This window comes from Pseudoduganella sp. SL102 (assembly GCF_027856995.1).
GTDB classification, from domain to species: domain Bacteria; phylum Pseudomonadota; class Gammaproteobacteria; order Burkholderiales; family Burkholderiaceae_D; genus Rugamonas; species Rugamonas albidiflava.
In genome coordinates this window covers 5,646,881-5,669,678 of the sequence record NZ_CP115554.1, presented here as the reverse complement: position 1 = coordinate 5,669,678, position 22,798 = coordinate 5,646,881, and the positions used below count along the sequence as shown (strand labels likewise).

Below are 22,798 nucleotides of genomic sequence, written 5' to 3'. Positions count from 1 at the left end.
AATGGGCAGATCAGCCAGGAGAAACCCCAGAAGCAAGATCCGGGGTCAGACCCGGCGGGTCTGACCCCAGCATCTGCCGTTGGGGTGAAAAGACTTAAACGCCGCGCAGCAGTTCGTTGATGCCGGTCTTGGCGCGGGTCTGCGCATCCACGCGCTTGACGATCACCGCGCAGTACAGGCTGTACTTGCCGTCGGCCGACGGCAGCGAGCCGGAGACCACCACGGAGCCGGAAGGGATGCGGCCGTAGCTCACTTCGCCGGTGGCGCGGTCGTAGATCTTGGTCGACTGGCCGATGTACACGCCCATCGAGATCACCGAGTTTTCTTCGACGATGACGCCTTCGACGATCTCGGAACGGGCGCCGATGAAGCAGTTGTCCTCGATGATCGTCGGGTTGGCCTGCATCGGTTCCAGCACGCCGCCGATGCCCACGCCGCCGGACAGGTGCACGTTCTTGCCGATCTGCGCGCACGAACCGACCGTGGCCCAGGTATCGACCATCGCGCCTTCGTCGACGTAGGCGCCGATATTCACGTAGGAAGGCATCAGCACCACGTTCTTGCCGATGAACGAACCGCGGCGGGCCACGGCCGGCGGCACCACGCGGAAGCCGCCCTTGGCGAAATCTTCCGGCGTGTAATTGGCGAACTTGGTCGGTACCTTGTCGTAGAACTGCATGGTGCCGTCCGATGGCAGCACCACGTTGTTCTCGAGGCGGAACGACAGCAGCACGGCCTTCTTGATCCACTGGTTCACCACCCAGGTGCCGGTATCCTTCTGCGCCACGCGCAGGCTGCCGTCGTCCAGGCCGGCCAGCACATGGTTGACCGCGTCGCGCACTTCGGCGCTGGCGTTCGACGGGTTGATTTCGGCGCGGTTATCCCATGCCTGTTCGATGATTTGCTGGAGTTGTTGAGTCATGATGCGTCTTCAGTAGAGAGGGATTTGCAGAAGCGGACGATGCGCTGCGCGGCTTCCAGCCCTTCGGCCGTTTCCGCCACGAGCGCCATCCGGATGCGGTTGCGGCCGGGATTGCTGCCGTGGGCTTCGCGCGCCAGGTAGCTGCCCGGCAGGACCGTGACATTATATTCGGCGTACAGGCGACGCGCGAACTCGGTGTCCGACAGGCCGGTACGGCTGACGTCGGCCCACAGGTAGAAGCCGGCGTCCGGCAGTGCCACGTCGAGCACTTCGGCCAGCAGCGGCGTGATGGCATCGAACTTCGCGCGGTATTGGGCGCGGTTTTCCGCGACGTGGGACTCGTCGTTCCACGCCGCGATCGATGCGGCCTGCACCGGCGGGCTCATGGCGCCGCCGTGGTAGGTACGGTACAGCAGGAATTTCTTCAGTACGTCGGCGTCGCCGGCCACGAAGCCCGAGCGCAGGCCCGGCACGTTGGAACGCTTCGACAGGCTGGAGAACACGACCAGCCGCGCATACGGCTTGTCGACCGTGGACAGGCCCAGCATGTGGGCCGCCTGCAGCGCGCCCAGCGGCGGCTCGTCGCCATGGTAGATCTCGGAATAGCACTCGTCGGCGGCGATGATGAAATCATGGCGTTCGGACAGCGCGAACAGGTTTTCCCAGTCCGTCAGCGACAGCACGGCGCCGGTCGGGTTGCCGGGCGAGCACAGGTACAGCAACTGCACGCGCTGCCACACTTCCGCCGGCACGCTGTCGTAGTCGCAGCCGAAATTGCGCGCCGGGTCCGAGTTCACGAAGTACGGCTCGGCGCCGGCCAGGAACGCGGCGCCTTCGTAGATCTGGTAGAACGGGTTCGGGCACACCACCAGCGCCTTGTGGTCGGCGTCCGCGGCGGGATCGATCACCGCCTGCGCGAATGCGAACAGGGCTTCGCGTGAACCGTTCACCGGCAGCACCTGCGTTGCCGGGTTCAGCGGCGGCAGGCCATAGCGGCGCTCCAGCCACGCGGCGATCGTGCCGCGCAGGGCATCCGAGCCGGCGGTGGCGGGATACACGGCCAGGCCGGACAGGTTGTCGGCCAGCGCCTGGCAGATGAACGGCGGCGTCGGGTGCTTCGGCTCGCCGATGCCCAGGCTGATGGCGCGCCAGGCCGGATCGGGCGTCACGCCGCTGAACAGCTGGCGCAGTTTTTCAAACGGATACGGGTGCAGCTTGTCGAGTAATGGATTCACGTCGGGATTCACGTCGGGTCTCAGGAAGGCGCACGGCTGCGCGTGTTTTCTGGTGATGCATGGACGGTCAGCCGGCCATTATAGCCCGCGTGTGGCCGGCGCGCCCGCTGCCGGCGCGGCAGGGCCGGGCCCCTGCGCCTCACCGCACGCCGTCCAGCAGCGCGCGCATGCGCCGCCAGTGCGAGCCTTGCCAGAACACGCCGCCGCAGCGCGGACAGCCGAGGAATGTGTGCTGGCTGTCCCGCACCGAGGGCGGCAGCCGGTCCAGCACGTCGCTCTTTGCGCGCGGCCGCAGCGGCACGTTGCAGGCCAGGCACAGCGAAAACGGGCGCATCGCCTCGCGCAAGCCGAAGCGCGCCATTACTTCGCGCAACTGCTGTTCCGGCTTCAGCGCCCGCACGTAGGCGCCGCGCAGTACGCCGCGGCGCTTCAGCAGTTCCCGGTCGCGGGTCAGCGCGATGCGCCCGCCGTGTTCCGCGAAGGCTTCCACCTCGGCGTCGTCGATATCGTTGTCATACAGCGTGTCGAAGCCGGCCATGCGCAGCAGCCGGGCCAGCCCGCCCAGGTGGGCGTCGGCCACGAAGCGCGCCTCGGCCGGCGCCAGGTCCATCGGCGGTACCGGCGGCACCACGACGTCGTCGCCATCCTCCAGCAGCAGGTCGAGCGGGGCAGGGTGGCCGTTGACGCGCACCTCGCCCACCTCCGTGTGCGGCACGCCCAGTGCTTCGACCATGTGCTTGACCGTGGCGGCGCGAGCGCATGGCGTGACGACCGCTTGCCCGCGCTGGCCGCGCGGCAGGAAGAAGTCCAGGGCGGCATCGAAGCGGAAGGTGGCGGTGACCATGGCCGCCGTCAGGAACCGGTGCCCGAACGGGGGGCCACTGCGTCGTTCATCGTCGCCGCGCCGGCCGCGGGCCGCAGGGGGCAGTCGCCCGCGTCATCGAGCCGCGCGGCCAGGTCCGCGCGCAAGGCCGCCAGGCCCTCGATGCGCCGGTCGATTTCCCCCAGCTTGGTGCGCAATGCGGCGCGGATCGCTTCCGGCGAGCCGCCCGGGTCGGCCAGCAGCGGCAGGTCGGCTTCGATCTCGGCCAGCGTGAAGCCGAGCGACTGCGCGGTGCGGATATAGGTCAGCCATTGCACCGCCTCGGGCGGATAGTCGCGGTAGCCGTTGCCGCTGCGGCGCGCCGTCAGGAGACCGCGTTTTTCATAGAAGCGCAGCGTATCCCGGCTGATGCCGGTCGCCTGCGCGATGTCGCCTATCTTCACCAGGCCTCCGTGCGGAAAATGCTTGACCCTGGAGTGTACTCCAGCCTTTAGCATCGGGTCACCATCTTCGAGGAGCCCTCATGCACACCACGACTTTTTCACGCATCGTCCGCGCCAGCGGCATCTACGACCTGCTCGTCACCGCACCGTTCGCCACGCCATGGACGTTCGCCGTGGTGCACGGGCACCTCTCCGCCATCAACACGGCACTGGGCGGCGCACCATTGCCCGCCTTCGCCCCCGTGCACGTGCTGTTCGGCTGCCTGATGGGCACCGTGGTGCTGTTGTGGTCCATCCTGCGCATCGGCGACCCGCAGCCACGCTTCGGCCGCTACGACGGCATCGGCCGTTTCGGCTTCAGCCTGTGGATGGCCTGGACGCTGGCGCAGACCGGCATGCCCATGCTGTGGCTGTTCATCGTGCCCGAGCTGGCGTGGGGCATCGTGCAGTGGCTGCCGGTGCGGGATGTGGCGAAGGTGCGGCACGTACCAGCGGCGCGGCACGCGTAGGGATGCACGTGCGCGGCCGGCGAAACGGGCCGCGCGGCCGGGCTGCCCGGTGCTATGCTGTGGCCTCAACTTCACGGGAGGTGTCCATGCAAGCGCAACCCCTGATCGCCGTCGCCGACGTGGCGGCGTCCAGCCGCTGGTACCAGGCCGTACTGGGCTGCAAGAGTGCCCACGGCGGCGGCGAGTATGAACAACTGACGTTCGACGGCCGCATGATCCTGCAGCTGCACCGCTGGGATGCGCATCACCACGCGCACATCGGCGACCCCGAATGCCGGCCATACGGCAACGGCGTGCTGCTGTGGTTCTGGACCGACGATTTCGACGATGCCGTCGACCGCGCCGCCGACGCCAGGGCCGCGGTGCTGGAAGGCCCGAAGGAAAATCGCAACGCGCAGCACCGCGAGATCTGGCTGCGCGACCTGGATGGCTACGTGGTCGTCATCGCCGGCCCGTACGGCGACGTGGGCATGTAAACGAAGAAGCGAAAAAGCGAAAAAGCGGAAACGAAAAACCGGCCACCGGATCGCCGCGCGGCGGGCCGGCCTGCCGCGTGCTTTATACTGCGCGCTCATTCACCTGCCCGTCTCTCCATGTCATTCGCTTCCCTGGGCCTCGCGCCCGCCCTGCTCGATGCCGTGGCCGCCATCGGCTACGACACCCCGACCGCCATCCAGTCGGCCGCCATTCCCGCCGCGCTGAAAGGGAGGGATGTGCTGGGCGCGGCGCAGACGGGGTCCGGCAAGACGGCGGCGTTCGCGTTGCCGATGCTGCATGCGCTGCTGGCGCGGCAGGGCACGCGCCGCGGCGTGCATGGCCTGGTGCTGGTGCCCACGCGCGAACTGGCCGCCCAGGTGGGCGACGCGATCCGCGCGCTGGTGCAGCACCTGCCATCCACCATCAAGGTATCGATCGCGTTCGGCGGCGTGTCGATCAATCCGCAGATGATGGCGCTGCGCGGCGGTACCGACATCATCGTCGCCACGCCGGGCCGCCTGCTCGACCTGGCGCGCCATAACGCGGTCAAGCTCGACGGCGTCGCCACGCTGGTGCTGGACGAGGCGGACAAGCTGCTCGACATGGGCTTTGCCGACGAGATCGCGGAAATCCTCGCGCTGCTGCCGGCGAAGCGCCAGAACCTGTTCTTCTCCGCCACCTTCCCGTCCGCCGTGCAGTCGCTTGCCACGTCGCTGCTGCACGATCCGGAACGCGCCCAGGTGGACAATGCGGCGGCCCACGAGCCGGATATCGCCCAGCGCGCCATCGAAGTCGATGCACCGCGCCGCCTGCAGCTGCTCAGGCACCTGGTCAGGGAACACGGCTGGCGGCAGGTGCTGGTATTCGTCGCCACCAAGTACGCCTCCGAGCACGTGGCCGACAAGCTGCGCCGCAACGGCATCGCGGCGGAAACCTTCCACGGCGACTTCAGCCAGGGCGCGCGCAGCGAAGTGCTGGCCGATTTCAAGGCCGGCCGCATGACGGTGCTGGTCGCCACCGACGTGGCGGCGCGCGGCATCGACATCGCGCAGCTGCCGGTGGTGGTCAACTACGACCTGCCGCGCGCCGCGGCCGACTACACGCACCGTATCGGCCGCACCGGCCGCGCCGGCGCCAGCGGCACGGCCGTCAGCTTCATCACGCCGGACGCCGAGGCGCACTTCCGGCTGATCGAGAAGCGCCAGGGCAAGCGCGTGCCGCGCGAGCGCATCGCCGGCTTCGAACCCTCGGAGGAGGCCGTCGCGGCAGCCGCCACGTCGCTGGCCGGCGACCCGAACGGCGGCGTCAAGGGCAAGCGCAAGAGCAAGAAGGACAAGCTGCGCGAAGCCGCCGCCAAGCAGGTGTAGGCTCGACAAGAGGCTGCACAACAAGTTGCACAACAAGTTGCACAATAAGGACGCGCTTCATCCGCGCTGGTGCTCCACTGGCGCCCTCGTGCTCCACGATGGTGCGCCGCTGGCGCCCAGATCGGCCGGCCGGCAGCCGGCAGCCCTGAAACACTGGCACGGCGCGCTGGCACGGCGTTTGCATTACCTGCTGTATGAGTAGAAGCGGCTAGTGTTTTCCGGCGACGCAACGTCGCCAGTGGAAAACATGGGGCATTGCTCTTGTGGACACGTCCCCGACGGGACGTGCATCTGGTTTTTTACAGACCTCAAGAGAGAACGCCATGCCGCACCGTTTCGCCAGCCCGATTTTCGCCAGCCCGATTTTCGCCAGCCCGATTTTCGCCAGCCCCATTTTCGCCAGCCCCCTTGGCATGATCCGCCGCGGCTGCGCGGCGTTCCTCCCGGTTTCATTTCCCCGCAATGCATTGCCGCGCATGCCCTTCGTCCGGCAGGCGACCGGCTGCGTTCCGCATTGCGTCCTCCCGCCTTTCCAACCCCAGAGAGTGCCCATGAAATCCATCCCAGTCCCGCAACCGGCGCGCCGCGCAGCGCTGGCGTTCTGCCTCGTCACCGCATTCGGCGCCATGGCCGGCAATGCCGCCGCAGCCGACAAGGTCACCTTCCTCACCTCCTGGTATGCACAGGCCGAACATGGCGGCTTCTACCAGGCCGTAGCCGAGGGCATCTACCGCAAGCACGGCCTCGACGTGACCATCCGGATGGGTGGCCCGCAGGTGAACGGCATGCAGCTGCTGGCCAGCGGCCAGGCCGACTTCTTCATGGGCTACGACCTGCAGGTACTGAAAAGCGTGGAGCAGGGCATTCCCGCCACCACCGTCGCGGCCAGCTTCCAGACCGACGCGCAGGGCATGATGACGCACACCGACGTGAAGGGACTGGCCGGCCTGAAGAACGGCAAGACGGTGCTGGTATCGACGTCCGGCCGCACCACCTGGTGGCCGTGGCTGAAGGCCAAATACGGCCTGGCCGAGGCGCAGGGGCGGCCGTACACGTTCAACCTGCAGCCGTTCCTGGCCGATCCCGATTTCGCCCAGCAGGCCTACCCGTCGTCCGAGCTGTTCCAGGCCGCCAAGGCCGGCGCGAAGACCAATTTCTACCTGTTCGCCAACGATGGCTACCCGCCTTACGGCACCACCGTGGTCGCCATGCAGAAGCTGGTCAGGGAAAAGCCGGAGCTGGTCGCCCGCTTCGTGCGCGCCTCGATGGAAGGCTGGAAGAGCTACCTGGCCAACCCGGCACCGGCCAATGCGCTGATCAAGCAGGAAAACCCGAACATGAAGGACGACCAGCTGGCCTATGCGGTGGGCAAGCTGAAGGAATACGCCTTCGTGACCGGCGGCGACGCCGCCACGCAGGGCATCGGCACGATGACCGACGCGCGCTGGCGGCGCACCTACGATTTCATGGTGTCGGCCGGCCTGCTGAAGAAGGAAACCGACTGGAAACAGGCCTACACCACGCAGTTCGTCAGGGATTTGAAAGTGCTGCCCTGAACCGCGCCAGCCACCGCAATAACGCAATAACGCGATAACGCAATAACGCAATAACGCAATCACGGAATACCGCATGTCATTCGACCATGCCCGGGCGAAGGCGACCATTCCGGCACGCCGGCCCACCCTTGTAACAGGAGTCAACCATGCTCGTCACCCAACAAAAAGTCTTGCGTAAATTCTGGTACGCGCTGATGCCGATGTCCGCGCTGGACGCCGGCCCGCAGCCATTTACGCTGCTGGGCGAGAACATCGTCGTATGGAAGGGCAAGGACGGCAAGCCGGCCGCGCTGCGCGACCGCTGCTGCCACCGCACGGCGAAGCTGTCGAAAGGCTTCGTCGAGAACGGCAACATCGTCTGCGGCTACCACGGCTGGACCTATGACTGCTCGGGTACCTGCGTGCGCATCCCGCAAAGCCCCGACACCGGCATTCCAGCCGGCGCGCGCGTCACGGCCTATCACTGCGACGAGCGCTATGGCTATGTGTGGGTGGCGCTGGAAGATCCGCTGCAGCCGATCCCGTACTTTCCGGAAGAAGGCGCGCCGGGCTACCGGCGCATCCTGCAGTTCTACGAAGAATGGAAGACGTCGCCGCTGCGCGTGATGGAAAACTCCTTCGACAATTCGCACTTCAGCTTCGTGCACAAGGCGAACTTCGGCATGATCGACAACCCGGTGCCGGCCAAGTACGAGTTCCGGCCGAATGACTGGGGCTTCGAAGCGGAGACCCACGTGCCGGTGCGGAACCCGGAGGCGAGCTTCCGCATCACCGGCACCACCGAGCCGGTCACCGAGCGCCACCTGACGAACCGCTGGTACATGCCGTTCTCGCGGCGTTTCGGCTGCGTGTACCCGGCGTCAGGCATCCATCACATCATCTACAACTGCGCCACGCCGATCGACGACGGCAGGCTGATGCTGGTGCAATGGCTGTACCGCAACGACAGCGAGGAAGCCTGCTCGACCCAGGAACTGATCGACTGGGACCGTCCGATCACGTCGGAAGACCGCGACATCCTGGAAGCCACCGATCCCGATGCCTGCGTCGACACGCGCCGCCGCGTCGAATTCCACATGGAGTCCGACAAGCCGGGCCTGATGATGCGCCGCATGCTGATGGACCTGTTGAGCCGGCATGGCGAAAGCGAAGTGCACAACCCGCCGGAGGCATGATGAAACGCGACGACGATCCTTTGCTGGCGCCGGCAACGCCCGCGGCTCCCTCCGGGCCGGCGGTGCTGTACGCGAATGGCGTGGAGAAAACCTACCCGAACGGCACCCGCGCGCTGGACCCGGTGAAGCTGCGCATCGGGCGCGGCGAGTTCGTGTCGCTGCTGGGGCCATCCGGCTGCGGCAAGAGCACGCTGCTGAAGATGTTCGCCGGGCTGGAAAGCCCGTCGGCCGGCCATGTGCGCTGGTGGGGCGAGGGCATGGCCACCGTCGACACGCCGGACCGTACGCTGGCGATGGTGTTCCAGGAAGCCACGCTGATGCCGTGGGCGAAGGTTGCCGACAATGTGCGGCTGCCGCTCGACCTGAAGGGCGTGCCGCGCGACCAGGCGGCGCCGCGCGTGGAACAGGCGCTGGACCTGGTGGGACTGGCGAAGTTCGGCCACGTCTACCCGCGCGAACTGTCGGGCGGCATGCAGATGCGCGCGTCGATCGCGCGGGCGCTGGCCACCGAGCCGAACCTGCTGCTGATGGACGAGCCGTTCGGCGCGCTGGACGAATTCACCCGCAACCGGCTCGATGCCGACCTGCGTGAACTGTGGGCGCGGCGCGACCTGACGGTGGTATTCGTCACCCACAGCATCTACGAGGCGGTCTACCTGTCCTCGCGCGTGGTGGTGATGGCGGCACGGCCCGGCCGTGTGATCGCCGACGTGCCGATCGACGGGCCACGCGTGCGCGACGACGAGTTCCGCATCTCGCCGCAATTCATGGCGTATTGCAAGCAGCTGTCCGACCTGCTGGTCGAGGCGAATGGCCACCACTGAGGGAGAACCGCGATGCTGAAAAAACCCCTGATCGACGATGCGCGCGTGCGCCGCGCCCTCGCGCCGCTGGCGCTCGGGCTGCTCTTGCTGGCGCTGTGGCAGGCCGTCTGCGTGACGCTGCAGGTGCCGGTCTACCTGGTGCCGTCGCCGGCCGCGATTGCCGGCACGCTGCTGAACGACTGGTCGCTGCTGTTCGACGCGCTGCTGGTCACGCTGCGCATCACGTTCTTCGCCTTCGCGCTGGCCACGGTGGCCGGCGTGCTGGTGGCGTTCCTGTTCGTGCAGAGCAAGCTGCTGGAAGCCTGCCTGTTCCCGTATGCGATCCTGCTGCAGGTTACGCCGGTCGTGGCGATCGCGCCGCTGATCATCATCTGGGTCAAGACGCCGGCCGCCGCGCTGACGATCTGCGCCACGATGATGGCCGTGTTTCCGATCATCTCGAATACGGTGCTGGGCCTGCGCAGCGTGAATCCCGGGTTGCTGAACCTGTTCCGGCTGAACCGCGCCACGCGCTGGCAGGTGCTGGTGCGGCTGCGCGTGCCCAGCGCCTTGCCCAGCTTCTTCGGCGGCCTGCGCATCGCCAGCGGGCTGGCGCTGATCGGCGCCGTGGTGGCCGAATTCGTCGCCGGCACGGGCGGCAGCAGCACCGGGCTGGCCTACCAGATCCTGCAGGCCGGTTTCGAGCTGAACATCCCGCGGCTGTTCGCGGCGCTGTTCATGATCACCGTCACCGGCGTGCTGCTGTTCGCGCTGATGTCGGCACTGGCGCGCTTCTCGCTGAAGCACTGGCATGAAAGCGAGGCCGAGGCATGAACGCGACCTTCACGGTGCGGGTGGCCCGTGCGTGGCGCGAGGCGAAGGGCATCCAGGCCTTCGAGCTGCGCGACCCGGACGGCACGGCACTGCCGCCGTTCACGGCCGGGGCCCACGTCGACGTGCACCTGCCGGGTGGAGTCGTGCGCCAGTATTCGCTATGCAACGACCCGCGCGACACGTCGCGGTACGTGATCGCGGTATTGCTGCAGGAAGGCGCCGGTTCGCGGGCCATGCACGCGCTGGAAGAGGGCGCGCTCGTCACGCTCGGCATGCCGCGCAACGGCTTCGAGCTCGATACCGGCGCGCGGCGCTCGCTGCTGCTGGCGGGCGGCATCGGCATCACGCCACTACTGTCGATGGCGGAACGACTGAACATACTCGACCGGCAGTTCGCCCTGCATTATTGTGTGCGTTCGATGGACGCCGCCGCCTTCGCCGGGCGCCTGCGCGAGGCACCGTTCGCGCATTGCGTGCAGGTACATGCGGACGACGGGCCGGTTTCGCAGCGCTTCGATCTGCCGGCGCTGCTGGCAGGTGGCGGCGCAGAGACGCATGTGTACGTGTGCGGGCCGGCCGGCTTCATTGCGATGGTGAAGCAGGCGGCGCTGGCGCATGGCATGGCGGCGGAGCGCGTCCACGTGGAGCACTTCGCCAATGCCAACGCATTGGTGGACATATCGTCGTCGCCGTCCTCGTTCCATGTGCGCGTGGCCAGTACCGGCAAGACGATGGCTGTGCCGGCCGGGCAGAGTGTCGTCGACTGCCTGGCGGAGCATGGCGTGGCGATTCCGGTCTCGTGCCGGCAGGGCGTGTGCGGCAGCTGCCTCACCACCGTGCTGGAAGGCGAACCGGATCACCAGGATTGCTATCTCACCGATACCGAGCGGGCGCAGGGCGACCGCTTCCTGCCATGCTGCTCGCGTTCCCGGACGCCGCTGCTGGTGCTGGACCTTTGAACAGGAGAACCGATGAACGATTTACTGATCAGGAACGCCGGTGCGATCGTCACCGGATTGCAAGGCGAGGCGGCGCGCCATGCCGGCCCGGACATCCGCGTCGCCAACGGCCGCATCGCGGCGCTGGGCCGGCTCGAGCCGCTGCCCGGCGAGCGCGTTGTCGACGCCACCGGCTGCGTCGTCTATCCGGCGTGGGTGAATACGCACCACCACCTGTTCCAGTCGCTGCTGAAGGGCGACGCGGCCGGCATCGACCTGCCGCTGACGGCCTGGCTGGCCGCCACGCCCTACCGCTTCCGCGCGGCATTCGACGAAGATCTGTTCCGCCTCGCCGCACGCATCGGGCTCGTCGAGCTGCTGCGCTCCGGCTGCGCCACGGTGGCCGACCACAATTACCTGTACTGGCCCGGCATGCCGTTCGACGGCTCGGCGATCCTGTTCGAGGAAGCCGAGCGGCTCGGCATGCGCTTCGTGCTGTGCCGCGGCGGCGCCACGCAGACGCGCCAGCTGGAAGCGGACCTGCCGGCCTGCCTGCGGCCGGAAACGCTGGATGGCTACCTGGCGGACATGGAGCGCATCACGCAACGCTGGCACGATCCCGCGCCGGATGCGATGCGCCGCGTCGTGATGGCGCCGACCACGCCGCTGTATTCGATGACGCCGCCCGAGCTGGGCACCGTGGCGGCCGAGGCGCGGCGGCTGGGCATCCGGCTGCACAGCCACCTGTCCGAGACCGTCGAGTACCAGAACGCGGCCCACGGCAAGCACCGCACCACGCCGGTACGCTTCGCCGCCGAACAGGACTGGCTGGGCAGCGACGTCTGGTTCGCCCACCTGGTCAAGCTGGACGACGAGGAAATCGCCTTGCTGGGCGCCACCGGCACCGGCGTCGCGCACTGCCCGCAGAGCAACGGGCGCCTCGGCAGCGGCATCGCGCCGATCCGCCAGCTGGAGGCGGCCGGCGCCGCGATCTCGATCGGCGTCGACGGCGCCGCATCCAACGAGGCAGCCGACATGATCTCCGAAACGCACGCCGCCTGGCTGATGCAGCGCGCACGCGGCGGGCAGGACGCGCGGCCCACGCACCGCGGCGGCACGTTCGAAGGCGGCGCCGACGCCGCTTCCATCGAAGACGTGGTGCGCTGGGGCACCCGCGGCGGCGCGCAGGTGCTCGGCCTCGATGGCCTGGGCACGCTGGAGGTGGGCATGGCCGCCGACATCGCCGTCTACTCGCTCGACGACCCGCGCTATTTCGGGCTGCACGACATCGCCATCGGCCCCGTCGCCTCCGGCGGCCGCCCGGCGCTGCGCCTGCTTACCGTGGCCGGCAAACCCGTCGTCGAACACGACGCCATCCCCGGCCTCGACCTGCGCGCACTCGCCGCCGACGCCCGCGCCGCCGTCGCCCGGTTGCTGCGCTGAAATCTGTTGTAAAAAAACTGGGGACTGTCCCTCCAGAGGGGACTGTCCCCGGTGTTGCCCGGTGTTGTAAAACAACCAGCTGGGCTGTCGGGGAGGTTAGCGGGGCTGGCCTTCGACCAGCGCGATGCGCCGGCGGATGCGGTCGGCTTCGGCGGGGTCGCCGGCCTTGTCGGCGCGCAGGGCCTGCACGTTCAGCCAGGCCAGCAGCGGGCGGCGCCAGCCCTGGTCGGAGGACGTGGCGATGGCCTGGGCCACCAGCTCCGGCGTGGCGCGGTTGGCCTTGAACAGCGCGCCGGCGGCGACCAGTTGCGACAGCGGGTCGGCGATGCCTTTCACGGCCGCGGCGGCCGCGCTGTCGGACGGGGCAGCCAGCACGGCGCGCTGCGGTTCGGGCAGCAGCGCGGCATCGGACGGCTGGGCGCGGCCGGCGAGGTAATCGGCATAGGCGATGTCGGCCGGTGCGGCATCGGCACGCAGCGCCGCGAAACCGGTGCAGTCGCCGAACACCAGGGCGGCGGTGCGCACGGCGCAGCGGATCAGCTCCGCGCGGATCACCAGCTCGACCTTGCCGGTGGCGGCGATGTCGTCGCGGGCATGGGCGAACTCGTTCTGTTCGACCAGGTCCCGTCCGGCCATGTAAGCACCGGTGGACCGTTCCAGCGCGCTTTGCGCATTCATCTTCCAGTCGGGCACCGGCGGCCCGCTGCTGCAGGCGGCCAGGAACACGGGGAAGGCCAGGATGAAGTAAGGCTTCATGGCAGCTTGATCTCCGCTTCCCGCTTGAACGGCCACTTGCGGTTGATTTCGTTGACGAGCTGCTCGATCTTGCGCAGGTTGGCGTCGACGTCGGCGCGCAGCGCGCCCAGGTCCTCGGTAGCCACGCGGGCATTCTTGCCGACCGCCTGCGCCTCCTCCAGCACCGCGTCGAGCTTCTTCATGCTGGCGCGCGCATCGGCCAGCAAGCCGTTCAACTGCACGATCGCGGCCTGCGCATCGGTGGCCACGCCCTTGTCGCCGAATACCTTGCTGTCCGCGTTGCCCACCAGCCGGTCGGCGCGCACTATCAGGGAATTGGCGTTGGCGAGCAGTTCGCGCGCCTTGCGGTCTTCGCCGGCGATGAGACCCATCGCGCCACCCGGTCCGTTCAGCTTCTCGGTCACGCCCTGCACGTTGGCCAGGCTTTGTCCGAGCGGGGAATCGGCCGCGGTCAGCGCCGTGACGTTGGCGAGGATGTCGCGCGCGGCGGACAGCAGCCGGGGAATCTCGGCCGCCACGTCGCCCACCAGCAGGGGGCGCTCGGCCTTGTCCGGCAGCGGCGGATCGGTCGGGATGCCGGTGAACGCGCGCAGCTTGGCACCGCCGACGATGCCTTTCTCCAGCGTGAAGATGCTGCTCGAGCGCAGCCAGTGGGCATCCTTCTCGGGCACGTCGACCAGCACGCGCGCCTTGCCTTCGCGCGACAGTTCGATGCTGCGCACGCGGCCGATGGGGAAGCCGGCGAATGTCACGTCCATGCCGACCGCCACGCCCTCGGAATCGTCGGCCGTGAGCACCAGGCGCTGGGTGGCCTCGAACGCGCCGCGCGCATACAGCAGGTACAGGGCGGCGCCGGCGATCAGCGCCATCATCAGGACCAGCAGCAGCGCGGCCTTGACCTCGGCATTGCGTACCGGCGCGGGTTCGGCCGGAGCGGCCGGAGCTGGGGGAGAAGTGTCGGTCATGTCGTTAGTAATAATTGCCCATCAGGGAAGCGGCTTCGATCAGCAGGACCACGGAAAACATCCGTACCATGTCCGCCAGCCCGTGCGTGGAACGCAGCCGCGCCGCGAACGGATTGACGGCCGCGTCGTAGTAAGAGGAAGCCAGCGGAATGATGCCGACCGCCAGCGAGAAGAAAAAGATCTTCAGCACCAGGATCAGCGCCACCGCCGGGTTGAAGATCTGCCCGACCACGCGCGTGTAGCCCGGCAGCGCATACGGCGTGAAGCCATAGATGATCAGGTAGGCCAGCACCAGCGTGAGGATGCAGCTCATGGCGGCCAGCAGCCACACGGCGAAGATGCCGGCGGAGGCGCGCGGGTAGAACTCGCGGCGCAGCACCTCGCCCGGATCGGCGGCCGGGCCGGCCGATCCCGCCGGCGCCGCCGCGGCAGCCGCCAGCCGCCGCTGGGCGAATTCGACACCGGCCGGCAGGGTGCTGCGCAGCGCCACGAACAGCGCCGCCGTCAGCGGGATGAGTTCGAGCACCAGCACGCGCACCACCATCTCCAGCGCATAGCCGGACAGGCCGTACGACGTGGCGGTGACGACGACGATGCGGATGATGACGAGGCTGATCAGCGCCGACAGCACGCAAAACCACAGCAGGTTAGGCGCGGTGCCCAGCACCAGGTGGCTGGCCAGTGCGCGATGGTTGTCGCGACGGTAAGTGGATGGCGCGGCGCCGCGCGCCAGGATCAGCGCGGCGAACTGCAGCAGGCGCCACCAGCTGGTGAGCCAGATCATCGTGGCGCGGTGCAGCCGCGCCAGCGACGGGAACAGTGATGCATGGGTGGACATATTGCGATCTTATCATCCAATAGGTCAGCTTATGGCACGGCAGCGATGATGGCGTCGGCCACGGCGCGTACCCGCGCGCTGCGGTGCAGGTCGCCGTGCATCACCAGGTACATGTCGTACTGGTGCACGCGGTCCGGGAAGATGCGCACCAGCCGCGCATCCTGGTCGGCCATGTGCACCGGCAGTTCGGCGATGCCGATGCCGGCGCGCGCCGCATCCATCAGCATCAGCCCCGTGTTGACCTCGAGCGCGACGCGCGCCCCGGCCACGGGCACGCCGGCCACGTGGTTGGCCTGGCGCGGGGCGACCGAGGCGTGGTAGATGACGAGGTCATGGCCGGCCAGGCCGGTGTCGGCCGCCGGCATGCCGCGCCTGCGCAGGTAGGTCTTGCTGGCGTACAGGCCGGAAGTCCGCCGTGCCAGGTGGCGCGATACGAGGTCGGGATCGGTGGGTTTCAGCGTGCGCACGGCGAGATCGGCTTCGCGGCGCGTCAGGCTGGTGACCGCCGTGTTCACGTGCAGCACCACGCGGATGTCCGGATGCTCCGCATGCAGCGCCCGGATCGCATCCATCACGAAGTACTGCGCCATGGTATCCGTGGTGGCCACCCGCACCGTGCCGGACAGCCGGTTGTCGATGCCCTGCATTTCCCGCTCCAGCCGGTGGGCCGCCTGTTCCATCGCCTCGGCCGGCCGCGCCGCCATCTCGCCGGCCGGCGTGGGCACGTAGCCCGATGGCGTGCGCAGGAACAGCTTCGCATTCAGCGCGGCTTCCAGCGCGGCCAGCCGGCGGCCCGCCGTGGCCTGGTCGATGCCCAGCCGGGCGGCGGCGCCGCGCAGCGTGCCGGCCCGGTAGATACCGAGGAATATGCGGGCGTCGTCCCAGTCCATGCGTGCTCCGTCATGCAATTTTGCATCAGGGTGCCGATGGTATGCATGTTTACTGCATCAGGCAAGGGCCTTAACCTTTCGGCATCCCGAAGAATCGCCCGCCAAGGAGGCGCCATGCTGTTGTTTACCCTCGCCATCGGTTTCGTGATGGCGATGATCGACGTGACGGCCGTGAACACGGCCCTGTCCGACATTGCCACCGACCTGGGCGTGCCGCTGGAAGGGCTGGTCTGGGTGGTCGACGCATACACGCTGACGTTTGCCGCGCTGCTGCTGGCCGGCGGTGCCCTGGCCGACCGCTACGGCGCCAAGCGTGCCTACCAGGGCGGCCTGGCGGTGTTCGTGCTGGGTTCCGTGCTGTGCGCGCTGGCGCCCTCCGGCGCCGCACTGGTGGCGGCGCGGCTGCTGCAGGGCACCGGTGCGGCACTGTTCATGCCCAGTTCCCTGGCGCTGCTGACGCATGCCGAGGACGACCCCGCGCGGCGCGCGAAGATGTTCGCCGGCTGGGCGGCGATCGTCAGCGCCGCCGCCACCGTGGGGCCGGTGGCCGGCGGCGTGCTGGTGGAAGCATTCGGCTGGCGCAGCATCTTCTGGCTGAACCTGCCCCTCGGCCTGCTGGGCATCGCGCTGGCGCAGGCGAAAGCGCCGGCACCCGCGCCGCACGCGCGGAAACTGGGCATGCTGAGCCACGCGCTGGGCGCGGGGGCGCTGGCGGCGCTGGCCTTCGTGCTGATCGAAGGCCCGGTACTGGGCTGGTTCTCGATGCCGGTGCTGGGCGCGCTGGCCTCGGCCGTGCTGCTGGCGGTTCTGCTGGTCCAGCGCGAGCGCGGTGCCGCGCAGCCCATCCTGCCGCGCGCGCTGTACGGCATCGCGCCATTTCGCGCCGCCGTACTGACGGGCATGCTGATCAATGTGGGCACGTTCGGCCACATGTTCGTCGTCAGCCTGTGGATGCAGGATGCGCACGGCAGCGGGGCGCTGGGCACCGGACTGGCGATCCTGCCGATGACGGCCGGGGCGGGTATCGGCAATGTGCTGTCCGGGCGCGCGGTGGCCCGGCACGGCACGCGCCTGCCGCTGTTGACAGGCATGGCGGGAGGCGCCATGGGCGCTCTGCTGCTGGCGCAGGCCACGGCGGGCACGCCGCCCTGGCTGGTGATCGCCGGCGGAACGCTGATGTTCCTGGCCGTCGGCTACGCGATCCCGGCCATGACATCGACCGTGATGGGGGCCGGTGGCAAGGAGCACGCCAGCGCCGCCGGCGCGGCGCTCAACGCCTGCCGCCAGATCGGCGCGCTGCTCGGCGTGGCGGTGGCCGGTACCATCCTGCACGCGGTACTGGATTGGGGCACCCGGCTGGCCATCGTGTACGGCGCCATCGCGGCGGCCTACGCGCTGGCCTGCCTCGCCATCCACCGCAATGTGCAGGCAAGCGCCACCGCCAGGCTGGCGGCCGGCGCGGCGGAGTGACGGTCAGCCGTGCAGCCGGCGCCAGGCGATCATCTCGGCGATCGTCAGGATCGGCATGCCGTGCAGCGCGGCGAAGCGATCGATGGCGTCGCCGCGCATCATCGTGCCGTCCGGGTTCATCAGCTCGCACAGCACGGCGGCCGGCGCCAGCCCCGCCATGACCGCCAGGTCCACCGACCCTTCGGTGTGGCCGGCGCGGGACAGCACGCCGCCCGGCGTGGCGCGCAGCGGGAAGACGTGGCCGGGGCGCACCAGGTCGTGCGGCCGCGCGTCCGGCGCGGTGGCGGCGCGGATCGTGGCCACGCGATCGGCCGCGGAGACTCCCGTGGTCACGCCATGCCGCGACTCGATCGATACGGTGAACGGCGTGCCGTAGCGGCTGCCGTTCTCGCTGGCCATCGGCGGCAGCTCCAGCTCGCGCACGCGGTCGGCGGTCAGGCACAGGCAGACGATGCCGCTGCATTCGCGGATCATCAGCGCCATGGTGGCCACCGTGAGCCGGCCGCAGGCGACGATCAGGTCGGCCTCGTTCTCACGGTCGAAGTCATCGAGCAGGATGACGGGCACGCCGCTGCGCACGGCTTCCAGCGCGGCGCCGATGCGCGCCTCGAGGGCGGCGCCTTGCAGGGCAGGCGGAGTGACAGGGGAAACGGCAGGGGAAACGGTAGGGGAAACAACAGGGTTCAGTTCTTGGACAGACATTGAAACGCTCCTCGCGATGGCGAAAAACGCTCCAGGGCAAAGCGAACACGCGCGCGCCCGCCACGCGCGGTGATGCACCGGGCGCGCGCAGGCCTGCACGTACAACGCACATCTTCTTTCATCCGGACTATACCGTCGGCTCCGGCATCGCACCGGATCTGCTGACCCTGTGGTAAAGGAATCACCGCAGGCGCTCGCGGGCTCGGTCAGAAGACCATACCGCCGGTGGGGAATTTCACCCCGCCCCGAAGACGTAAATTAAGTTGAGTCACTCGGATTGAGTGACTGCGCTCGCCGCGGCTTGCGGCGGGCGCGGCGATTGTAGCAGAGCCCTCCGGTTCTGGTGTATCGTGGCGCTTCGCCCATCCGACCGTACCCATCCCCATGAAGTTGAGTTCTTACAAGCTTGCCACTGCCGCCGCGCTGCTCGGTGCTTCCCTGCTGGCACATGCCGCGCCGCTGCCGGCGCCCGGCGATACGCTGCCGGTGGCGCCGCATGTCAAGGTCGGCAAGCTGCCCAACGGGCTGACCTACTACATCCAGAAGAATGCACGTCCGGAAAAGCGGCTGGAACTGCGCCTCGTCGTCAAGGCCGGGTCGATCCTGGAAGACGAGGACCAGCTGGGGTTGGCGCACTTCACCGAGCACATGGCGTTCAACGGTTCCACCCACTTCAAGCGCCATGAACTGGTGTCGTACCTGCAGTCGATCGGCGTCAAGTTCGGGCGCGACCTGAATGCCTATACCAGCTTCGACCAGACCGTCTACATGCTGCCGATCCCGACCGATTCGAAGGAGGCCGTGGAAAAAGGCTTCCTCGTGCTGGAGGACTGGGCCAGCGGCATCACCTTCAACGACGAGGACATCGAGAGCGAACGCGGCATCGTGCTCGAGGAACTGCGCATGGGCAAGGGCGCCAACGACCGCATGAACCAGGTGCTGTACCCCAAGCTGTTCAACGGTTCGCGCTACGCCGAGCGCCTGCCGATCGGCAAGGCCGACGTACTGCGCACCTTCAAGCCCGATGCGATCCGGCGCTTCTACCGTGACTGGTACCGGCCCGACCTGATGGCCGTGATGGTGGTCGGCGACATCGACCCGGCCGAGGCGGAAAAGCTGGTCAAGGCGCACTTCGGCAAGCTGAAGAACCCGGACAACGCGCGGCCTCGCGAATATGCCGTGATCCCCGAGCGCAAGGCCGACGAAGGGCTGGTGATCACCGACCGCGAAGCGCCGGCCGACGTGCTGTACATCCGCTACCCGATCGTGCCGCATCCGGAAGACCCCACGTACGGCGGCTACCGGCGGGACCTGGTCGAGAAGCTGTATGGCGCCATGCTGGGCCAGCGCATCATGGAGCTGACGCAGCAGGCCGATCCTCCCTTCATCCAGGGCGGCAGCGGCATGGGCAAGGTGGTGCGCGGCTACCGCTCGTTCACCGTGTCGGCGCTGCTGGGCAAGGGCGGGCATGTCCCGGCGATCAATGCGCTGATCCAGGAAGACGAGCGCGCGCGGCAGTTCGGCTTCACCGCCTCGGAACTGGACCGCGCCAAGAAAACCATGCTGCGCAACTACGAACGCATGTACGCCGAGCGCGACAAGTCCGACTCGGCCGGCTTCGTGGCGGAGTACATCCGCAATTTCCTCGAGGGCGAGCCGATCCCCGGCATCCAGAATGAGTACGCCTATGCGCAGGCGCTGGTGCCCGGGATCACGCTGGAGGAAGTCAACGCGGCGGTGCGCGCGGCCATCCCGTCCGATGACAAGAAGCTGGTGATCCTGATGGGCAGCCTGAAGGACCGCGTGGCGCCGACCGGCACCGAACTGCTGGCCGCCGTCGACCAGGCGCAAAAGCAGACCGTGGCGGCGCGCGAGGACAAAGCCTACGCCAGCAACCTGCTGGACCAGCCGCCGGCACCCGGCCGCATCGTGGCCGAGCAGGAGAACAAGGCGCTCGGCACGGTCGAGCTGACCCTGTCGAACGGCGTGAAAGTGGTGCTGAAGCCCACCGATTTCCGCAACGACCAGGTGCTGATGAGCGCCGTGCGCTTCGGCGGCCAGTCGCTGTTCGGCGAGGAGGATATCTTCAATGCCCGCTACGCCAGCGCGCTGGCCGCCCAGATGGGCGCGCTGAACTATTCCCCGGCGGACCTGCAGAAGGTCCTTGCCGGCAAGAGCGTGGGCGTCAGCGTGGCGATGGCCGACCTGTCCGACAACCTGACCGGCAGCGCCGGCAGCGCGGACATCGAAACGCTGCTGCAGCTGACACACGTGAAGCTCACGCAGCCGCGCCGCGACGAGGTGCTGTTCAATTCCTTCGTTGCGCGCCAGCGCGACCTGGCGCGCAACGCGATGGCGCGCCCGGAGGCGGAATTCGGCGACACGGTGCGCGGCACGCTGTTCGGCGGCCATCCGCGCGTGCCACGCACGCCAAGGCCCGAGGATTTCGACAAGGTGCAGCTCGAGCGTGTGCAGCAGATCTACCGCGAGCGCTTTTCCAGCGCCAAGGGCCTGACGTTCTACTTCGTCGGCAGTTTCGATGTCGCGAAACTCAAGCCCCTGCTGGCCACCTGGCTGGCTTCGCTGCCGGCGGCGGATATTCCGGTGGCCTATCGGGATACCGGCGTGCGCCCGGTGCGCGGGGTGGTGAAGAAGGAGGTCCGGCGCGGCAAGGAATCCAAGAGCAATATCTCGATCACGTTCACGGGCGACGCCGCGTTTTCCCAGGCCGAGCAGCTGCGCATGCAGGCGCTCGTCGAAGTCCTGAACCTCAGGCTGACCGAAGTGCTGCGCGAGCAGCTGGGCCTGATCTACGGCGGTGGCGCCAGCGGCGGCGTCACCAAGCTGCCGTATCCGAATTATTCGGTGGCGCTGGCGCTGCCCTGCGGGCCGGAAAACGTCGACAAGGTCATCGCGGCGGCGTTCGCGGAAATCCGCAAGCTGCAGGAAAACGGTCCGGCGGCGGCGGACCTGGCGAAGGTGAAGCAGAACTGGCTGACGAGCCACCGGCTGGCGCTGCGCGAGAATGGTTTCTGGATGGCGCAATTGCAGGCGGCGCAATTGAACGGCTTCCCGCCGGAATCCATCCTGGGCTTCACGGAGCGCGTGGCCGCCGTGACGCCGGCCGATGTGCAGGGTGCCGCGCAGCGCTACTTCGACTTCGACAACTACGTGCAGGTCGTGCTGTACCCCGAGGCAAAGTAAGCGGCACCACCGCGGCGGCTTCCGCCGCGGCGCCTTGTCTTACGTTTCCACTTCCCGCGTTTCCACCTCCCACGTTTCCACTTCCCGCGTTCTCACTTCCCGCGGTTTCTCCCGCCGCTTCGCTTCTCCCGCCGCGTCGCTTCTTCATTGCCGCTTCCCGCGCCTGATTCCCCTGTCCATCCCTGCGCACATTCGCTGCGCGTATTTGCTCATGCATTTTATCGCCTGCGCCAGGAGATAATGTGTGAGTTTTGCGCTGATCGTTTGCTGTATTATCTTCCTTGTGATGGCATGATTTTATTCCGTGATTAGTCGAATTGGCTAATTAATGCCAAGCGACTGTTTTCATGAGGTTTTCAGCTATTCAAGCATATTTTTGGCGGACGGTCATGTTTGAATGGAATGGAACATGTTTTCGCGGTCTTTCCGGATTATTTGCATTGTTATTCAGATTGACTATCTGCTGAGCTCTGGAATCATGGCAAGGAGAGGAATAATGATCGGCATTCCTTATGTGACGCTCGCCCTGGCGATGCTTGCCGGCGCGCTGGCGGTGCTGCTCTCCGCGATCAGCTCGCCCCGCTACCTGGCCGTGTTCGTGCTGACGATCGCTTCCGGGCTGCTGGCCGCGGCCAGCACGGTGCATTTCTGCCGAACCAGGTCGCCGCTGCTGTTCGCGGCATTGCTGCCGGGACTGTTCGGCGCGTATGCGGTCCTCGACGTGTTTGCCCGACTGCTCGCCGGCACGCGCCTGCTGGACTTGCTGGACTAGGTCATCGTGCAGGCGTCCGGCCGCGCGGCCAGGCATGCGGGAAATGCATGTCGGCACGCCCATGCGAACGCGGCGCGGAATGCCGTGCGCTCTGTGCTAGCCTCTACCCATTGCGCCAGGCGCATTGCTTCGAGGCCGCCATGTGGAAGAGGTTACTGCTTGCCGTCATCGTCATCGCCGCTGTCATCGGCGGTCTTGCGCTCATGCAGCCCGATACGTTCCGGATCGAACGCAACGCCGTGATCAAGGCGCCGCCCGAGCGGGTGTTCGCCTACCTGAACGATTTCCACCAATGGCCCGCCTGGTCGCCATGGGAGCGCTTCGACCCGGCGATGCAGCGCACCTACAGCGGCGCGCCGCGCGGCCAGGGCGCGATCTATACGTGGAGCGGCAACGAGGATGTGGGGCAGGGCAGGATGGAGATCGTCGAGAGCACGCCACCGCACGCGCTCCAGATCCGCCTCGATTTCGTGCAGCCGTTCGAATCGCACAACCAGGTGCGCTTCGTGCTCACGCCGCGGCCGGACGGCACCGCGGTCAGCTGGGCGATGTCCGGCAACCGGCCGTTCGTGATGAAGCTGGTCGAGGTGTTCACCAGCGTGGAAGACATGGCCGGCCCCGACTTCGAGCAGGGGCTGGCGCAACTGAAGGAAGCCGCCGAGGCATCGCGCTGATG

General features: G+C 67.8%; 23 protein-coding genes and 1 riboswitch. Of the genes, 13 read left to right on the top strand and 10 right to left on the bottom strand.

The window, feature by feature from the left end:
* Positions 1-94: 94 nt before the first annotated feature.
* The 4 genes from dapD to OU994_RS23885 all read right to left on the bottom strand — a co-directional run bounded on the left by dapD (position 95) and on the right by OU994_RS23885 (position 3,423).
* The gene (gene dapD, locus OU994_RS23900; protein WP_131144772.1) at positions 95-922 is read right to left on the bottom strand and encodes a 2,3,4,5-tetrahydropyridine-2,6-dicarboxylate N-succinyltransferase; all 828 of its coding nucleotides are present in this window, start codon (positions 920-922) and stop codon (positions 95-97) included.
* On the bottom strand, positions 919-2,157 hold the full coding sequence (dapC, locus tag OU994_RS23895; RefSeq protein ID WP_281607972.1) for a succinyldiaminopimelate transaminase: 1,239 nt from the start codon (positions 2,155-2,157) through the stop codon (positions 919-921). The genes dapD and dapC overlap by 4 nt, the downstream gene beginning before the upstream one ends.
* A 139-nt stretch (positions 2,158-2,296) precedes the next feature.
* On the bottom strand, positions 2,297-3,001 hold the full coding sequence (locus OU994_RS23890) for a Mut7-C RNAse domain-containing protein (RefSeq protein ID WP_281607971.1): 705 nt from the start codon (positions 2,999-3,001) through the stop codon (positions 2,297-2,299).
* An 8-nt stretch (positions 3,002-3,009) separates the two neighbouring features.
* On the bottom strand, positions 3,010-3,423 hold the full coding sequence (locus OU994_RS23885) for a MerR family transcriptional regulator (RefSeq protein WP_281607970.1): 414 nt from the start codon (positions 3,421-3,423) through the stop codon (positions 3,010-3,012).
* Between the two features lie 80 nt (positions 3,424-3,503).
* Here OU994_RS23885 and OU994_RS23880 point away from each other — a divergent pair, with 80 nt between their 5' ends.
* The 3 genes from OU994_RS23880 to OU994_RS23870 all read left to right on the top strand — a co-directional run bounded on the left by OU994_RS23880 (position 3,504) and on the right by OU994_RS23870 (position 5,776).
* Positions 3,504-3,932, top strand: a complete 429-nt coding sequence (locus OU994_RS23880; RefSeq protein ID WP_281607969.1) for a hypothetical protein — start codon at positions 3,504-3,506, stop codon at positions 3,930-3,932.
* 86 nt (positions 3,933-4,018) lie between these two features.
* Positions 4,019-4,408: a VOC family protein gene (locus tag OU994_RS23875; protein WP_131144777.1), complete on the top strand. Its 390-nt coding sequence runs from the start codon at positions 4,019-4,021 to the stop codon at positions 4,406-4,408.
* Positions 4,409-4,525: 117 nt separating this feature from the next.
* Positions 4,526-5,776 carry a DEAD/DEAH box helicase gene (locus tag OU994_RS23870; protein WP_281607968.1) on the top strand — a complete coding sequence of 417 codons (1,251 nt, stop codon included), beginning with the start codon at positions 4,526-4,528 and terminating at the stop codon, positions 5,774-5,776.
* 208 nt (positions 5,777-5,984) lie between these two features.
* Here OU994_RS23870 and OU994_RS23865 read toward each other — a convergent pair whose 3' ends face one another.
* Positions 5,985-6,254, bottom strand: a complete 270-nt coding sequence (locus OU994_RS23865) for a hypothetical protein (protein WP_281607967.1) — start codon at positions 6,252-6,254, stop codon at positions 5,985-5,987.
* A gap of 148 nt (positions 6,255-6,402) precedes the next feature.
* Here OU994_RS23865 and OU994_RS23860 point away from each other — a divergent pair, with 148 nt between their 5' ends.
* From OU994_RS23860 to OU994_RS23835, 6 genes are all read left to right on the top strand, one after another.
* The gene (locus OU994_RS23860) at positions 6,403-7,332 is read left to right on the top strand and encodes an ABC transporter substrate-binding protein (RefSeq protein WP_281611703.1); all 930 of its coding nucleotides are present in this window, start codon (positions 6,403-6,405) and stop codon (positions 7,330-7,332) included.
* Between the two features lie 146 nt (positions 7,333-7,478).
* The gene (locus OU994_RS23855; RefSeq protein WP_281607966.1) at positions 7,479-8,507 is read left to right on the top strand and encodes an aromatic ring-hydroxylating dioxygenase subunit alpha; all 1,029 of its coding nucleotides are present in this window, start codon (positions 7,479-7,481) and stop codon (positions 8,505-8,507) included.
* Positions 8,504-9,331 (top strand): ABC transporter ATP-binding protein, encoded by an 828-nt coding sequence (locus tag OU994_RS23850; protein ID WP_373922483.1) that lies wholly within the window; start codon positions 8,504-8,506, stop codon positions 9,329-9,331. Before OU994_RS23855 ends, OU994_RS23850 begins: the two co-directional genes overlap by 4 nt.
* A 12-nt stretch (positions 9,332-9,343) precedes the next feature.
* Positions 9,344-10,144, top strand: coding sequence for an ABC transporter permease (locus OU994_RS23845; RefSeq protein ID WP_281607965.1), 801 nt, complete (start codon positions 9,344-9,346; stop codon positions 10,142-10,144).
* Complete coding sequence (locus OU994_RS23840; RefSeq protein WP_281607964.1) at positions 10,141-11,103, top strand: PDR/VanB family oxidoreductase; 963 nt, start codon at positions 10,141-10,143, stop codon at positions 11,101-11,103. The genes OU994_RS23845 and OU994_RS23840 overlap by 4 nt, the downstream gene beginning before the upstream one ends.
* Positions 11,104-11,115: 12 nt before the next feature.
* A complete protein-coding gene (locus OU994_RS23835) occupies positions 11,116-12,525 on the top strand; it encodes an amidohydrolase family protein (protein WP_281607963.1) in 1,410 nt (469 codons plus the stop codon).
* A 96-nt stretch (positions 12,526-12,621) separates the two neighbouring features.
* On the opposite strand, the gene OU994_RS23830 is transcribed toward OU994_RS23835, so the two are convergent.
* From OU994_RS23830 to OU994_RS23815, 4 genes are read right to left on the bottom strand one after another with little or no spacing between them, the layout of a single operon-like run.
* Positions 12,622-13,281 (bottom strand): hypothetical protein, encoded by a 660-nt coding sequence (locus tag OU994_RS23830; protein ID WP_281607962.1) that lies wholly within the window; start codon positions 13,279-13,281, stop codon positions 12,622-12,624.
* Positions 13,278-14,246 carry an MlaD family protein gene (locus OU994_RS23825; protein ID WP_281607961.1) on the bottom strand — a complete coding sequence of 323 codons (969 nt, stop codon included), beginning with the start codon at positions 14,244-14,246 and terminating at the stop codon, positions 13,278-13,280. The genes OU994_RS23830 and OU994_RS23825 overlap by 4 nt, the downstream gene beginning before the upstream one ends.
* A 4-nt stretch (positions 14,247-14,250) precedes the next feature.
* Positions 14,251-15,084, bottom strand: coding sequence for an ABC transporter permease (locus tag OU994_RS23820; protein ID WP_281607960.1), 834 nt, complete (start codon positions 15,082-15,084; stop codon positions 14,251-14,253).
* 29 nt (positions 15,085-15,113) lie between these two features.
* Positions 15,114-15,974, bottom strand: a complete 861-nt coding sequence (locus tag OU994_RS23815) for a LysR family transcriptional regulator (RefSeq protein ID WP_281607959.1) — start codon at positions 15,972-15,974, stop codon at positions 15,114-15,116.
* A gap of 114 nt (positions 15,975-16,088) precedes the next feature.
* Here OU994_RS23815 and OU994_RS23810 point away from each other — a divergent pair, with 114 nt between their 5' ends.
* Positions 16,089-17,444, top strand: coding sequence for an MFS transporter (locus OU994_RS23810; protein WP_281607958.1), 1,356 nt, complete (start codon positions 16,089-16,091; stop codon positions 17,442-17,444).
* A gap of 3 nt (positions 17,445-17,447) precedes the next feature.
* Here the strand turns inward: OU994_RS23810 and ribB are convergent, their stop codons facing one another.
* Positions 17,448-18,146 carry a 3,4-dihydroxy-2-butanone-4-phosphate synthase gene (gene ribB, locus OU994_RS23805; RefSeq protein ID WP_281607957.1) on the bottom strand — a complete coding sequence of 233 codons (699 nt, stop codon included), beginning with the start codon at positions 18,144-18,146 and terminating at the stop codon, positions 17,448-17,450.
* Positions 18,147-18,252: 106 nt separating this feature from the next.
* Positions 18,253-18,403: riboswitch (FMN riboswitch) on the bottom strand.
* Positions 18,404-18,530: 127 nt separating this feature from the next.
* On the opposite strand from ribB, the gene OU994_RS23800 reads away from it, so the two are divergent.
* The 3 genes from OU994_RS23800 (at position 18,531) to OU994_RS23790 (ending at position 22,796) form a co-directional block, all read left to right on the top strand.
* Complete coding sequence (locus OU994_RS23800; RefSeq protein ID WP_281607956.1) at positions 18,531-21,350, top strand: pitrilysin family protein; 2,820 nt, start codon at positions 18,531-18,533, stop codon at positions 21,348-21,350.
* A 496-nt stretch (positions 21,351-21,846) separates the two neighbouring features.
* A complete protein-coding gene (locus tag OU994_RS23795) occupies positions 21,847-22,122 on the top strand; it encodes a hypothetical protein (RefSeq protein WP_281607955.1) in 276 nt (91 codons plus the stop codon).
* Between the two features lie 140 nt (positions 22,123-22,262).
* Positions 22,263-22,796, top strand: a complete 534-nt coding sequence (locus tag OU994_RS23790) for an SRPBCC family protein (RefSeq protein WP_131144792.1) — start codon at positions 22,263-22,265, stop codon at positions 22,794-22,796.
* Positions 22,797-22,798 lie beyond the last annotated feature (2 nt).